13 protein-coding genes and 1 tRNA gene are annotated in these 13,444 nt (G+C 60.6%); 3 read left to right on the top strand and 11 right to left on the bottom strand.

Annotated elements, in window-relative coordinates; genetic code table 11:
• The first annotated feature begins 80 nt into the window (after positions 1-80).
• Both cpdR1 and H4I99_RS08430 read left to right on the top strand, forming a co-directional pair.
• Entirely contained in the window at positions 81-443 is a 363-nt protein-coding gene (gene cpdR1 / locus H4I99_RS08435; protein ID WP_112828718.1) for a response regulator CpdR1, read from the top strand.
• Between the two features lie 94 nt (positions 444-537).
• Positions 538-612, top strand: a tRNA-Val gene (locus H4I99_RS08430).
• A 128-nt stretch (positions 613-740) separates the two neighbouring features.
• Here the strand turns inward: H4I99_RS08430 and H4I99_RS08425 are convergent.
• The 8 genes from H4I99_RS08425 to H4I99_RS08390 all read right to left on the bottom strand — a co-directional run bounded on the left by H4I99_RS08425 (position 741) and on the right by H4I99_RS08390 (position 8,324).
• Positions 741-974: a Sec-independent protein translocase family protein gene (locus tag H4I99_RS08425; protein ID WP_244624982.1), complete on the bottom strand. Its 234-nt coding sequence runs from the start codon at positions 972-974 to the stop codon at positions 741-743.
• A gap of 105 nt (positions 975-1,079) precedes the next feature.
• On the bottom strand, positions 1,080-1,502 hold the full coding sequence (locus tag H4I99_RS08420) for a beta/alpha barrel domain-containing protein (protein ID WP_163900823.1): 423 nt from the start codon (positions 1,500-1,502) through the stop codon (positions 1,080-1,082).
• A 60-nt stretch (positions 1,503-1,562) separates the two neighbouring features.
• Positions 1,563-2,738 carry an iron-containing alcohol dehydrogenase gene (locus H4I99_RS08415; protein WP_163900825.1) on the bottom strand — a complete coding sequence of 392 codons (1,176 nt, stop codon included), beginning with the start codon at positions 2,736-2,738 and terminating at the stop codon, positions 1,563-1,565.
• Between the two features lie 28 nt (positions 2,739-2,766).
• A complete protein-coding gene (locus H4I99_RS08410) occupies positions 2,767-3,600 on the bottom strand; it encodes an ABC transporter permease (protein WP_163900827.1) in 834 nt (277 codons plus the stop codon).
• Positions 3,600-4,478, bottom strand: coding sequence for an ABC transporter permease (locus H4I99_RS08405; RefSeq protein WP_163900829.1), 879 nt, complete (start codon positions 4,476-4,478; stop codon positions 3,600-3,602). Before H4I99_RS08405 ends, H4I99_RS08410 begins: the two co-directional genes overlap by 1 nt.
• On the bottom strand, positions 4,475-5,578 hold the full coding sequence (locus H4I99_RS08400; RefSeq protein WP_163900831.1) for an ABC transporter ATP-binding protein: 1,104 nt from the start codon (positions 5,576-5,578) through the stop codon (positions 4,475-4,477). Before H4I99_RS08400 ends, H4I99_RS08405 begins: the two co-directional genes overlap by 4 nt.
• A 190-nt stretch (positions 5,579-5,768) precedes the next feature.
• Positions 5,769-6,926, bottom strand: a complete 1,158-nt coding sequence (locus tag H4I99_RS08395; RefSeq protein ID WP_163900833.1) for an ABC transporter substrate-binding protein — start codon at positions 6,924-6,926, stop codon at positions 5,769-5,771.
• Between the two features lie 54 nt (positions 6,927-6,980).
• A complete protein-coding gene (locus tag H4I99_RS08390) occupies positions 6,981-8,324 on the bottom strand; it encodes a glutamine synthetase family protein (protein WP_206110884.1) in 1,344 nt (447 codons plus the stop codon).
• A 125-nt stretch (positions 8,325-8,449) separates the two neighbouring features.
• Here H4I99_RS08390 and H4I99_RS24750 point away from each other — a divergent pair, with 125 nt between their 5' ends.
• The gene (locus H4I99_RS24750; RefSeq protein WP_186663263.1) at positions 8,450-9,241 is read left to right on the top strand and encodes a LuxR C-terminal-related transcriptional regulator; all 792 of its coding nucleotides are present in this window, start codon (positions 8,450-8,452) and stop codon (positions 9,239-9,241) included.
• A gap of 164 nt (positions 9,242-9,405) precedes the next feature.
• Here H4I99_RS24750 and H4I99_RS08380 read toward each other — a convergent pair whose 3' ends face one another.
• The 3 genes from H4I99_RS08380 to H4I99_RS08370 form a co-directional block, all read right to left on the bottom strand.
• Positions 9,406-10,890: a coiled-coil domain-containing protein gene (locus H4I99_RS08380; RefSeq protein ID WP_163900836.1), complete on the bottom strand. Its 1,485-nt coding sequence runs from the start codon at positions 10,888-10,890 to the stop codon at positions 9,406-9,408.
• 283 nt (positions 10,891-11,173) lie between these two features.
• Complete coding sequence (locus tag H4I99_RS08375; protein ID WP_163900838.1) at positions 11,174-12,535, bottom strand: aspartate aminotransferase family protein; 1,362 nt, start codon at positions 12,533-12,535, stop codon at positions 11,174-11,176.
• A 45-nt stretch (positions 12,536-12,580) separates the two neighbouring features.
• Positions 12,581-13,363 carry a transporter substrate-binding domain-containing protein gene (locus H4I99_RS08370; protein WP_163900840.1) on the bottom strand — a complete coding sequence of 261 codons (783 nt, stop codon included), beginning with the start codon at positions 13,361-13,363 and terminating at the stop codon, positions 12,581-12,583.
• Positions 13,364-13,444 lie beyond the last annotated feature (81 nt).

Here is a 13,444-nt window from a genome sequence, read left to right as displayed (position 1 = left end):
CTTCACCCGATGTTTACTGGGAAAGACCTACCCTAATCGGCCGAAAGCCATAACCAAAATACAGTGATCAGCGGTTCCCAATGAGTCAGAAAATCCTTCTCGCCGAAGACGACAATGATATGCGCCGGTTCCTTGTGAAGGCGCTGGAAAAGGCGGGTTACAAGGTCTCTTCCTTCGACAACGGCGCCAGCGCCTACGACAGGCTTCGTGAGGAACCCTTCTCGCTTCTCCTCACCGATATCGTCATGCCTGAGATGGACGGCATCGAGCTGGCGCGTCGCGCTACCGAACTCGATCCGGACCTCAAGGTAATGTTCATCACCGGCTTCGCGGCCGTTGCGCTCAACGCCGATTCGAAGGCTCCAAAGGACGCGAAGGTCCTTTCCAAGCCTTTCCACCTTCGCGACCTGGTAGACGAAGTCAACAAACTCCTTGCTGCGTAAGGGGTTTCGAAGCGGCTGTAAAAAAGTCTTCACAAAACTCCAAAATCCCTATTGACGGGACCAAGGGTTTTGTGGTCTTAAGCCGCCATCGGATGGGCGTGTAGCTCAGCGGGAGAGCACTACGTTGACATCGTAGGGGTCACAGGTTCAATCCCTGTCACGCCCACCATCCTATTCAGAACAAGGGCTTGCCGAAAAATCGGCGAGCCCTTGTTGCTTTTAATACCTCAGTTTTCCCCAACGCCTCATCTGTTATCCGGCCACGGTTTCCGTGTGCCGAAACGGGCCAGCCCCGCCTCAGGACGACGACTTGTCTGCACCCGGTGCGTTGGGCCATTGCGCGGTGGCAAACACCCACAGGCCGATCAGGTTTGCCAGCGGCACGAAAATCAGAAGCACCCACCAGCCGGAAAAGCCCGCCTTCCGCAAGATCTTGGAAATCGGCCAGCCGAACAGCAGGAACCAGAAGGCAATGGCAATCAGCCAATGCCAGAGACTAAAGGACCCCATCATAAAAACCCCATCGTTCATGAAACTCTCCCCCAAAAGGCCGAAAGCCTTGCTGGCCCCCGACGCAGGAAGAGTTACCGAACGGGGAGAGGACGTCAATGACGAGGCACAGACGGCTTGCCGGCTTCAATCGCCCGCGATCACAGACAGCGCATCACCCGCATAGACGATGACATAGCCGCCTTCGGCCCGTGCCTCCCTCGCCCACGCGTGTAGACGGTCTCGATAAGGCTCACGCATCCACACCTCGGGATGCTCAGGGTCGACAAGAACAGTGATCTGCTTCCCCTGCCTGTAGACCATCATGTGACAGCGGGAAGGCTCCCAGGCATCATCCAGCAGTGCGTCCGACATCCAAGCGCAAAGGAAGTCACGACAGGTGGCAGGCCTCTTCTCATAGGCCGAGCAACCGGTGCCGGCGATGCAGTGCCGACAGAACGTGTTGGCGGGTTTGTCGAGTTCATCGATATCGGGCAGGTAGCAGCAGAGCGTGCAGGAGCCGCAGGCGCGTTCCTTCACGGCAGGAGCCGCATCCATATCCATCGTCATTGATCCCCTCTCCCGCTCACCGGCGGATGCGCCGAAAGCAGGCGCTTCGGGGAAGCCTTATCAGAAGCAGCCGGCGATGGCAGCCCGCAGGATCAGCGCAAGCTTTTCCGCATCGAGCGGCACCGGATTTCCGCCCGCGCAAGGATCGGCCGCCGCCATGGTGGCGGCGCGTTCCACGTCGATGTTCGCAAGTCCGATCTCGCCGAGCGTCGCACCGATGCCGACGTCCCGGCGCATCGCATGCAGCCATTCGACCACGGCCGCTGCCCCTTCACCGGGCAGTTCGAGGAAACGGGCGAGCAGGGCCAGCTTCTCGCCAATCGTCGGCGCATTGAATTCCACCACATAGGGCATCAGAACCGCGTTCAGCAGGCCGTGGTGGGCGTCGTAGAGGGCACCTAACGGATGGGCGAGCGCATGCACCGCGCCAAGCCCCTTTTGCAGGGCAACGCAGCCCATGCCGGAGGCAACAAGCATCTGCGAGCGCGCCTCGATATTCGCGCCGTCCGCAACCGCGACAGGCAACCATCGGTGGATGATACGCAACGCATTGAGAGCCACACCCTCCGCCATCGGATGGAAGGACGGCGCGGAAAAAGCCTCCAGTGAATGGCTGAGCGCATCCATCCCCGTCGCCGCCGTGATGTGCGCAGGCAGGCCGATCGTCAACTCAGGGTCCATGATGACGGCAACCGGCATCATGCGCGGATGGAAGATAATGACCTTGCGGTGCTCGTTCTCGTTGGTGATGACGGATGAGCGTCCGAGTTCGGAGCCTGTTCCGGCCGTCGTCGGAATGGCGATCACGGGGATGAGGCGAGAGGTATCGACCCGTTGCCAGTTATCGCCGATATCCTCGAAATCCCAGATCGGCCGCTCCTGCGTCGCCATCAGGGCGATAGCCTTGGCGGCGTCCAGCGCGCTTCCGCCGCCGACGGCCACGACCGAGTCGTAGCCGCACGCCCGCAGCCTGGCGACACCTTTCTCTACATTGGTCCCGGTCGGGTTCGGCTTCACCTCCGTGAAGAAACCCGGGCCCATGCCCGCACGGATCAGCGCGGAAAGCGTCGCATCGACCGGCGGCAAAAGCTTCAGCCCGTCGTCGGTCACCACCAGCGGCCTCGATAGTCCCAGCTCCGCCAGCATCGAACCCAATTCCGCTATGCGGCCCGGACCAAACCGCACGGCCGTCGGAAAACTCCAATTGGCAGGATGCGAAAATGGCGCTCCCGGCATGGTGCATGTCTCCTTCGGTTACGCAGTACTATTCGCTCGCTCCGACAAATTTTTGTCGTTTCAGCGCACGCCGACGCATCACCTCGGCAAAGGCGACCAGGCCGAGAGCTGGCAGAAAATTCAAGGTGGCAAGCGCCGGATAGATGGGAGACGATCCGACGGCAATTCCGCTGTACACGAATACGGGAAGGGTTCTAGCGGTTCCGGCGAGAGAGTAGGACACGTAGAAATTTCCCCACGACAGCAGGAAGGCAAAGGTCGCGGCAGAAAGAATACCCGGCCATAGCAGCGGGAACGTCACCTCGCGGAACACTTCATAGCCGGTAGCCCCCGCATCGCGCGCCGCATCCTCCAGCGTATCGTCGAAACCGTAAACCTGCACCGCAACGACGACCAGAGCGAACGGGGTAATATAGACGACATGGCCAATCACAACGGTCGCAAGCCCCGTGGAAAAGCCGAGCCAGCTGCCAAGAACCGAAAACCACAAGAGCATGACAACCCCGAGCAGCAGCTGTGGGAACAAGAGCGGCGCAAAGGTCAGCGTCTGGAAGGCCCGCTGCATCCGAAAACGGTAGCGTATCCATGCGATCGCACCAGCGGTACCGAGCAGCGTCGCGAACACCGTGGTAATGATCGCAACGACGGCCGAATTGATGACCGCCGGCAGGAAATCCGGTTTCCTCCACAATTCGCCATACCACTCCAGCGAAAAGCTCTCGATCGGCAATGTCAGTACGCGGCTGCCGGTGAAGGAAAACACCACCAGCGTCACGATCGGAATATAGAGGAAGACGAGCAGCGCCAGTATCGAGCCGATGAGCAGCGCACTGACGGTCCGGTTCTTGAAATGCTCCGACATCACGCAGGCACCTCCACGTTGCGCACCTGACGCAGCTTGAGAATGGCAAGCACCAGCATCAGGGACAGGGCGCCGATGGCAATCAGCACCAGCGTCAGCGCAGCTCCGAGCGGCCAGTTGACGCGGGTCTCGAAGCTCTGCCGGATCAGTTCCGACGCCAGCGGCGACGTGCCGCCGCCCAGAACCTTCGGCTCGAGGAAGACGCCAAGGCTGAGAACGAACACCAAGACCGCCCCGGAATAGAGTCCTGGACGCGACAACGGCAGCGTCACCTCAAAGAAGGTGCGGATGCGCGAGGCACCGGCATCATAGGAAGCGAGCATCAGGTCACGGTCGATCCTGACCAGAGACAGATAGATGGTGAAGACGGGATAGACCGCGAGGTTATAGACCATGCCGATCATCGTCGCGGTCTCGGTGAAGAGAAGGTTGGTCGCCTCCGGCCCGAAGCCGAGATGGGCGAGCAGCCAGTTCAGCACGCCGTTCCTGTCCAGCACCAGGATCCAGCCGAATGTCTTCAGCACGGCATCCGTCAGGAAGGCGAATATGATCAAGATCTGGATCTGCGCATTATACGCCTTGAGACGCGTCGCCAGCGCATAGGCCGCCGGATAGGCGATAAGCAGGCACAGCACGACGCAGATGAGCGCCATGCCCACCGTGCGCATCATAATCGTCCAGTAGTGCGGCTTGGAGAAGACCTCCGTCCACACCTTGAGATCCCAGGTCCAGTTGAGCCTGTAGAACTGCGTCGTCTGGAAGGACAGGACCGCGGTCATCGCCAGCGGAATGATGAAGAAGACGACCATCACGATCGCCAGCGGCGCAACGGCTGCGATGAGAACCGGATCGTTCCAGGTCTTGGCGTGTGTCTTCATGCCTGCCCCGCCAGAAGGAAAGCCTGCGACGGCTGGAAGCCCACCTGCACGGCCTCACCGACATCGGCCGGCAATTGCAGGGAACCGGCAAGATCGACGATCAGCGGCGCATCCCTGCCTGCGATGCGCACGCGATACTGAGTCGACGATCCCTTGATGAAATACTCCTCGACGATACCGGAAAGCAGCCACTCGCCTGCCACGGCATCGCCCCGCACCAGCCGCAAGGTCTCCGGACGGACAAGCAGCGAGCCGCCAGAACCGGAGAAGACCGGCGAGATATTAGGTTCTGCCAGCGTGGCCGGAACATTGCCGGCGAGCGGGCTCACAATCGTTGCAGGACCGTCACCAACGCGGGTTACGGACACCGGCAGGAAATTCGTTTCACCAATGAAACCGGCGACGAAGGTCTCGACGGGACGGTAATAGATGTCGGACGGCGTGCCTATCTGCACAACGCGACCACCGCGCATGACACAGATGCGGTCGGCGAGCATCATCGCCTCTTCCAGATCGTGCGTCACCAGAACGAAGCTCGTTCCGAGTTCCCGGTGCAGCTTCTTCAATTCCGCCTGCAGCGACTTCTTGAGCTTGGCGTCGAGCGCGCTCATCGGCTCGTCGAGCAGAAGCACGCCGGGGCGCGATACAAGTGCACGCGCCAGTGCCACGCGCTGCTGTTCGCCACCGGAAAGCTGGGCCGGATAACGGTTCAGATATTCGGGCTTGAGATGCATGAGGTCGAGCATCGCCCGCACCCGTGTCGCGATCTCGGCCTTGTTCGTCTTGGCAAGCTTCAGCGGAAAGCCGATGTTTTCCGCCACCGTCTTGTGCGGAAAGAGCGCCAGCTTCTGGAACACCATACGGGTCGGTCGCTTGGCCGCCGGCACTCCGGCCATGTCGCGACCCTCGATGGAGAGCGCGCCTTCGGTCGGGTCCTCGAAGCCTGCGAGTATCTTCAGGAGCGTGGTCTTGCCGCAGCCGGAAGGCCCAACGAGCGCAACGAACTCACCCTCGGCAATCGAGAGCGAGACACCGTGTAGCGCACGCGCCGTCCCGTAATCCTTGACGATGTTGGCGGCGTGAATGATCGGATTGGCCAAACTTCAGCTTCCCTGTCTCTGGAGCATCTGCGGGTGAAACGGTGTTACCCGAGCTTCTCCATCTCCTTGTTTCCGTGCAATGCCGCAGAGCAAGTCGCTGCGGACTTTTCCGGGTTTCAGCATTGCATCCAGGCAAATGGAATGCGACCTGCGACGGCGGACTGCCGCAGGTCGCAATTGTCAGGAGAGCTTAGCGCGCGGCGAGCTCTTCCTGCCAGATGGCCAGCATGTCATCGACATTCGGCGCAACGGTGTGGAACTGGCTGTTGTCCCAGGCCGTCCACATGTAGTCCATCTGCAGGGCCTTCTTCTCGGCGTCGGAGAACAGGGCTTCGGCCTTCTGGTTCGGCACGAGGTTGCAGGTCGCTTCCGTGATCGCGAGCTGCTTGGCGACTTCCGGGGAGACGATGTACTTCAGGAAGTCGGCCGCGACCTTGCTGTCCTTGCCGTTCTCGATGAGACCGGTGGCCTCCATCCAGATGATGCCCTGCTTCAGGCCGTTCTTCGGCTCCGGCACGATCGACTGGATGTAGTCGTGGCCCTGCAGACGCAGCGACGAGGTGCAATAAGTGCCGCCGCCGATCAGCGCGCGGAACGAACCGTCGATCAGGCCCTTCTGCGCGACCGCGAGGTCGGCAACAATGGCACGGGTGTTCTTGAATGCTGCGCGCAGCACCTTGCGAACTTCGTCGAGAGCCGATTGGTCAAGTTCCTCGTAAGGATTGACGCCGGCATAGAGAGCGAGCGGCATGATCGGCCAATCACCCCAGTCGAGAAGGCAAATCTTGTCCTTGTAGGCGCTGTCGAATACCGGCGCGTAGGAAGACCAGCTCTCGAGCTTGTCGAACTTGGTGTTGACGGTCGGGCCGACCCAGCCCCAGCGTGTCGGCAGGCCGGTGGTCTTGCCGTCGAACTGCAGCGGCTGGAAAGGCGCGCGGAACTGCGGGTAGAATTCCGCATACTGGTCGGCGAACTCGGCATCGTCGATATAACGGCAAATGCCGGCAGGCCCCATGCGTGCGATCCACGGGCTGTCGGAGGAAACGAGGTCGAAATCCTTCGAGGCGCCGGCTGCGAGCTTGGCAAAGCCGCCGGCGGAGTCGGTGATCAGGTCGACCGAGATTGAAACGCCCTTTTCCTTCTGGAACGGTTCGAGAATGGACGGCGCATTATAACCTTCCCAGCACATGTAGTTGATGCTGTCGGCCGCCTGCGCGCCGCGCGGCATGCCGAAAAGACCGCCGCCTGCCGCGGCAAGACCGAGACCGCCCATGCCCTTGAGCACGGACCGGCGGGAGACTGAGGCCGCCATCAAAGAATTGCCGATATCTGCTGTTCCTTTTGTCATTGTCCTTTTCCCTCTTTTTTAAAATTCAACAATGTGGTCGCGGCCCGCCGGACCTCAGACGATGCCGAGATACCGTCTGATCTCCCATTCGCTGACCTGCTTCTGGTATTCCCTGTATTCGAACCGGCGACCGGTCACGAAACTGTCGACGAAGGCATCGCCGAAGATCTCCCGCGCAATGACGCTGCGATCGAGCCGGTCGGCAGCCTGTCCAAGATCGCTCGGGAAGACGGCATGCGGCTCGGGCGTGGCGAGATAGAAATTCTCGTCGCTCGCCGCCGGCGGTTCGATCTCGTTGCGGATGCCGTAGAGACCCGCGCCCAGGCACATGGACAGGGCGAGATATGGATTGGCGTCTGCGGACGGCACTCGGAATTCCACGCGGGTCGCTTCCGGGCTGTCATTGATGATGCGCACGGCGGAGGTGCGGTTCTGCACTCCCCAGTTCGCTGCCGTCGGCGCCCATGCGCCCGGCACCAGCCGCTTGTAGGCGTTGACCGTGTGCGAGCACATCGCCAGCATCTCCGGCATCAGCTTCAGCAGGCCGCCGACGAAATGCCGGCCAGTGCGGCTGAGGCCATCCGGCGAATCCGGGTCCGAGAATGCCGGATTGCCGTTCCGGTCGCGCATCGAGACATGCAGATGGCCCGACTGGCCCGGCAGATCGGGAGACAGCTTCGACATGAAGCCGGCCGTCAGCCCGTTGCGGGAGAAATAAGCCTTGGCGAAATTCTTGAAGAGCACCGCGTCGTCGGGGGACTTGATGCCCTTGGCGTAGGTCAGCGGCACTTCGAAACAGCCCGGACCAAGCTCGGTGTGGATGGCGTCGAGCTTGATTTCCATGGCGTTCATCGCCTGCGCCAGCCCGTCCAGCAGTTCTCCATGGAGAGCGGAGGTCTGCAGCGAATAGGTGCGGTTGCCCTGTGCGAAATTGGTGAGGTCGCGATACTTCTTCGCCTTCAACGTCTCCGGCGTCTCGGAAAACAGGAAGAACTCGTATTCGAAGGCGGAAGCCACCGAAAAGCCCATGCTGCCGGCCTCGTCCAGAAGACGAAGGCAGAGGTTGCGCGGCGAGCGTTCACCGAACTCTCCGGAAAAATCCGCGATGCAGAGCGCGGAGGCCGGGGAGAAGGGATAGAGGCGCAGCGTGTCAGTGAAGATCTCGGCCGGGCGATCTATGAAGGCGCTTTCCGCATAGGTCTTCTCGGCAATATCCCAGAAGTAGAGCACTTCGCAAAAAGGATAGCCGGACTTGGCGAGCTTGACCGCCTTGTCGGCCTGGACCAGCTTGTCGCGGAATTCACCTTCCGGGTCGATCATGCCGACGTGAACGGACTTGGCACCCATCTCGGAAAGGGCCGCCTCGAACTCAACCGAATTGTTTCGGGCCTTGTGCATCAGGTTCCTGCCATTATTGTTTTGTCGAACGCTACCGCCCGAAAACAAGACAAGAAATATCCCGTTAGGGATAGACGGGGCTAAATGTCGGCACGGAGGGCGTTACCGCAGGGCTGGGAGGTATGGTGAAAAACGAATTTGCAAGATGGAATGAGAATGTAGGCAGCTTCATCCGGGCCATCGGAACACCGGAGCTGCCTCGCAAGCTTTCGACCGCAATTGCCGACGAAATGCCTTTCGACATCGCCATGGTGTTCGCCTATCAGGGAACTGAGAACCCCGTCTGCCTCTACCACAACCTCGATGAGGAGCGGGCGGCGACGGTCATCACCGCCTATGCCAAGGGACCCTACCTGCTCGACCCGTTCTATCTCGCCGCAATCGATCCGAAGATCACCGGCGTTCGCCACCTGCGCAAGATGGCGCCGGACCAGTTTTACAGCACGGAATATTATCGCCAGCATTATGGCCGCACCCGCATCCGCGACGAGATCGGCATCGTTTGCCGCCCTCCGGGCGCCGGCGCAGTCGTCATCAGCTTCACCCGACCAGGGGATGCCCCCTTCTTCGGACGCCGCGACTTCAACACGATGCGGGCGATCGAACCGGTGGTACGCGCAGCCATCGAGGAGCATTGGTGCGACGGAGGGCCCGCCGGAAGCGACGCCGCGAAACGCAACGCCGAGGACCCGATCAACGAGACGCTCGACGTCATGGCCGACGGAATCCTCACCCGGCGCGAGATCGAGATCACCTCTCTCATCCTGCGCGGCCATTCCAGCCGTTCCATCGCGGAAACGCTGAACATCGCCGAGGGTACGGTGAAGATCCACCGGAAAAACATCTACCAGAAGCTCGGAGCTTCGAGCCAATCCGAACTCTTCTCCATGTTCATCGTGCAATTGTCGAAACAGTAACCCGAACTCCGTCGGGCAGACGCGTCCAGCGGCTTTGCGGAAAGGGCATGCCAAGACAAATAAAAAGCACCCGGGCGAGAAGGACACGCCACGGGTGCTTTATATCTTCTGGCCATGACAAGCCCGGACGCCAGGTCACGAGAGTGACTTGCTGCCAACGCCGATCAGAAGTCGACGGTGGCCTTGGGCATGCGCAGTGATTTCTCGGAAATCTCGATGATCGGCTTTGCAGCAGCCTGTTCCGGCGCGGGAACCCAGCTATCGACACCCGAAGCTGCTATGGGCAGCGAGCTGGCCTGAGCCCCCTGCTGACGGTCGTTGCGGGCGAATTCGAGCTGTCCCGTGAGAATGGCGATCTCCGAGCGAAGCTGGCGGATCTCGGCCTTCGTAACCTCCGCACTGCTGCGCAGCTGACGGATTTCTTCCTGATCGGCGAAGCTGCGCTGGTCGAAGTCACGCTTCATCGTTTCCGCGTCACGGTCCCGCTTGTTGCGCGCATTCTCAGCATCGCGCAGGCGCATGGTCATCTCGGCGATCTGCAGCGACATTTCGCGGCGACCGGCTTCGTTTTCCGAAGTGCTGGCGCGAGCGGTCGCAAGTTCCTGCGCCAGACGATCGGCGCGAAGCGTCGTAGTCGAAAGCTCGGCCTTGGTCTGCTTCAGCTCGGTGCGCATGCCCTGCATCTCGTCCTCGACCAGCTTGACGCGGCCGCGCGCGGTAACCAGCAGCTTTTCCACCAGTTCGGCCTTGGAACTGATCGCCTCGTGCCGGGTCGAAAGCTGCGACATTTCCACAGCCATCGCGCTCTGCTGGTTATCGAGTTCCGACTGCAGGCGCTTGAGCTTTTCCTGGCTGAACGATTCCTCCTGCTTGAGAGCGGTGACCTCACCAAGCAGATTGCGGGAAATCGTTTCCTGATGCTCAAGCCCGCTCTTCAGCCGGCCCCGTTCTTCCGTGAGGCGGGCGATTTCGCGCGCCTGAGCGTCGGCCTCGCGACGCGACGTTTCGAGAAGCACCTGATGCTGCGTCCGCTCGGTCTCGTACTTCTCGCGCATCATCGCCAGATCGCGGCTGCGCTGGTCGAGATCCTGATGCGCGCGACGCAGGAGGGCGGCGGTTTCGTCATACTGCACGATGCGCTCATCGAGCTCGCGGCCAACGTCATGCAGACGCCTCTGCACGATGTCGAGATCCTGCGAGTTGGCGTCATAGAGTGCCTGAAGCTTGATCAGCTTCTCGCGGGACTCTTCCGTCTCCGCCCGAAGCTGTACATTCTCGGCCCGCAACTCCTTGGCCTCGGCGAGAGCCCGCTGGCTTTCGCCATCGAGCCGTCGGCGGGCCGTGCTTTCATAATCGAGGAGCGAGGCGATACGAGCCCGTTCGGCGCGAAGAGCGGCAAGCTCCTTCAAGGCTTCGCCGTGAGCGCCGAGCAACGAGGAAACGCGTTCCTGAAGGAACCCAAACCCGGAAACCAGCTCCTCCGACGAAAGCTGGCTTTCCTCGATCACCGAACCGAAAGTCTGATCGCCAATCTCGCTGCGTCCCTGTGGCGCCTGAGAGTAAGAAACAGTTCCGGCCAGTCCATCGCCTGCGGATGCGCCGCCCGCGGCAGTTCTTGCCGGCTCGTCGCCCCGGCGGAAAAAGCTCATGACCATCCTGACCCCCAATCCGGTCTAAAGACTTAAAACACACATTTCGAATGCTTCTGGCAGGCCACCGCATTTGCCCGCCGGTCTTTCCTCAATGCTATTGGGGAGGATCAGGCAGGGAATGACATTCGTCAAAGGAAACTTACGGTCCCTTCGTGGGCGTCGGCGGATTCCAACAACTTTCTGGTAATAATTTGCAGGAACTTATTAATTGAGTTCTAATGTATTGATTGCACGACACTTTTCGCGGCCGTTCGCCTCCCCAAAAAATGCGGGGCAAGCCCTATCTAGAAGTAACCGTCCGCCGTACCTCGGCAACCGAATCCCGAATCGCTCTGGACAGGATCGAGATGATTTCCCCGAGCTCTTCCTCGCTTGCATTATAGGGCGGCGCGAGGATGACGGTATCGCCCGCCACCCCTCCGACATTACCGGTGCAAGGATAGCAGATCAGCCCCGCCTCGAAGGCGCGACGACCGATCGCGGCATGTAGGCTGGCATAAGCGGGGAAAGGCTCCTTGCTGACGGGATCGGCAACCATCTCCAGCCCGATGAAGAATCCTCGCCCGCGAACGTCGCCGACTTCACCGACATCGGAAAGCGCCGCGCGCAATTCCCGTTGCAGAATCGCACCCCGCGCCAGCACCCGGTCGAGCAGCCCGTCCCGCGTCACGATCTTCTGGACAGCAACACCGGCAGCGCAGGCAGAGGTATGACCGGTAAAGGTATGCCCGGTCATCGCGCCGCCGTGGGCGGCCATCAGGGTCTCGTGAACATGATCGCTGTAGAGCGCTGCGCCAAGCGGCTGGTAACCGGCGGCAAGTCCCTTGGCGATGCTCATGATATCCGGCACCACCCCGTCTTCAGCCAGCGCCCGCCAGGTACCCGTGCGGCCTGAACCGCACATCACCTCGTCACTGATCAGAAGGACACCGTGGCGACGGCAAACATCCGCGACCGCCTTCGCATAACCTTCCGGAGCCGGTACGACACCACCGGCAGCGCCCACCACCGGCTCGAAGATGAAGGCAGCAACCTTGTCGGCACCAATTTTGAGGATCTCCTCCTCGAGTTCGTTCGCGAGATAGGTTACCAGCCCCTCCGCATTCACGCCCTCCGGCAATCGGTAGGTGTTGGCACTGGAGACGAAGGAAACGTCGAGCAAGCTGCCCTCGAAAGCCTCCCGCCGTGTCTTGAAGTCCGAAACGGAGAGAGCGCCAAGCGTGTTGCCATGCCAGGAACGTCGGCGGGAAATGAAGCGGCGGCGGCTCTTCTCGCCCCGTGCCGTGTGGTACTGCAGCGCGATCTTCAGGCAGGATTCCACGGCTTCCGACCCGCTGGTGACGAAGACGATATTACCGAAATAGCCATCCGTATTCCGGCGGATGATCTCGGTCAGTTCCTCCATCGCATCGGAAATGAAGAGATAACGGTAGCCATGCGCCACCCGGTCAAGCTGCGCCTTGACCGCCTCCGTCACTTCCGGGTGCGCATGACCGAGGCAATAGACAGCCGGCCCGCCCGATCCGTCCAGATAGCGCTTGCCATCCGTATCGTAGAGATAGCTTCCCCGACCGTAGGCTATCTTGGGAAGGGCCAGCACCCCGTAACTGCTGCCAGTGGAGTTGGTATTGAGTGACGACACGGCATTTCCCTTCCGACGGCATCAGGCTGCGGGATCGAATGAAAGCTACTTGCGCGGAAGCCCGTAAATGTCGAAATCGAAATAAGGTTTCGCCAGACGGTCATAATCGCCATTAGCGAGCAGCGTCGCAATCGCGGTATTGACCTCTCCGGTCAGCGCCTTGTCTTCCTTGCGCAGGCCGGCCCCAACCTTGGTGACTCCCCGTTCCCCGGGCGGCACGTCCGCAAGGATGGCAAGCCCTGACGCCTGCGGTTCTTTCAGGAATTCGGCAAGCGCCACCTTGTCGGCAAACACGACATCGACATGCTTTGCCACCAGATCATCATTCGCTTCCTCCTGGGTCGGATAGGTGCGAATGGTGGCCACGTCACCGAACTTGCTTTGGACATCGGCTGCATGGGTGGTCGAATCCTGCACACCGACGGTCTTGCCCTTCATTCCATCCCGCGTCAGCACCAGGACACTACCCCTGGAGCCCATGAAGGCGGCGCCCGTCGAGTAATAAGGAATGGTGAAGTCGATGACCTTCCTGCGCTCATCCGTGATCACCATCGAGCTCATGATCATGTCGATCTTCTTGGTCGTCAGCGCCTCGATCAAGCCGTCCCATCTCGTATTCACGGTAACGCATTGCCTCTTGATGGCAGCGCAGATCGCCATCGACAGGTCGATTTCGAAGCCCTTCCATTTCCCGTCAGGTTCCTTCCAGGTGAAGGGCGGATAAGGCTCGTCGGCGACGCCAATCTTCAAGGGTTCGATGGAGAAGGCAGAAACAGGCAATGTCATGAAAAGGCACGCGGCAAGACCGATGCTCAGCAACAACTTCACAAGTATTCCCCTTCATTATCCGGCGGAAGCAAGAGATTTCCCGGACACAACGCCCAGCCTCCGCCGATTCAAAATGCGATC

Origin of the sequence: Paenirhizobium daejeonense (assembly GCF_014280875.1) — a bacterium.
GTDB lineage: Bacteria > Pseudomonadota > Alphaproteobacteria > Rhizobiales > Rhizobiaceae > Allorhizobium > Allorhizobium daejeonense.
Note: the sequence above shows the minus strand (reverse complement) of the source record. Positions and strands in the feature narration are given on the sequence as shown.

Excerpts from the sequence above, each read along its gene's own strand:
- cpdR1 (WP_112828718.1), top strand. The coding sequence starts at position 81 with ATGAGTCAGAAAATCCTTCTCGCCGAAGACGACAATGATATGCGCCGG.
- H4I99_RS08405 (WP_163900829.1), bottom strand. The coding sequence starts at position 4,478 with ATGAAGACACACGCCAAGACCTGGAACGATCCGGTTCTCATCGCAGCC.
- H4I99_RS08415 (WP_163900825.1), bottom strand. The coding sequence starts at position 2,738 with ATGCCGGGAGCGCCATTTTCGCATCCTGCCAATTGGAGTTTTCCGACG.
- H4I99_RS08395 (WP_163900833.1), bottom strand. The coding sequence starts at position 6,926 with ATGACAAAAGGAACAGCAGATATCGGCAATTCTTTGATGGCGGCCTCA.
- H4I99_RS08390 (WP_206110884.1), bottom strand. The coding sequence starts at position 8,324 with ATGCACAAGGCCCGAAACAATTCGGTTGAGTTCGAGGCGGCCCTTTCC.
- H4I99_RS08380 (WP_163900836.1), bottom strand. The coding sequence starts at position 10,890 with ATGAGCTTTTTCCGCCGGGGCGACGAGCCGGCAAGAACTGCCGCGGGC.
- H4I99_RS08425 (WP_244624982.1), bottom strand. The coding sequence starts at position 974 with ATGAACGATGGGGTTTTTATGATGGGGTCCTTTAGTCTCTGGCATTGG.
- H4I99_RS08410 (WP_163900827.1), bottom strand. The coding sequence starts at position 3,600 with ATGTCGGAGCATTTCAAGAACCGGACCGTCAGTGCGCTGCTCATCGGC.
- H4I99_RS08420 (WP_163900823.1), bottom strand. The coding sequence starts at position 1,502 with ATGACGATGGATATGGATGCGGCTCCTGCCGTGAAGGAACGCGCCTGC.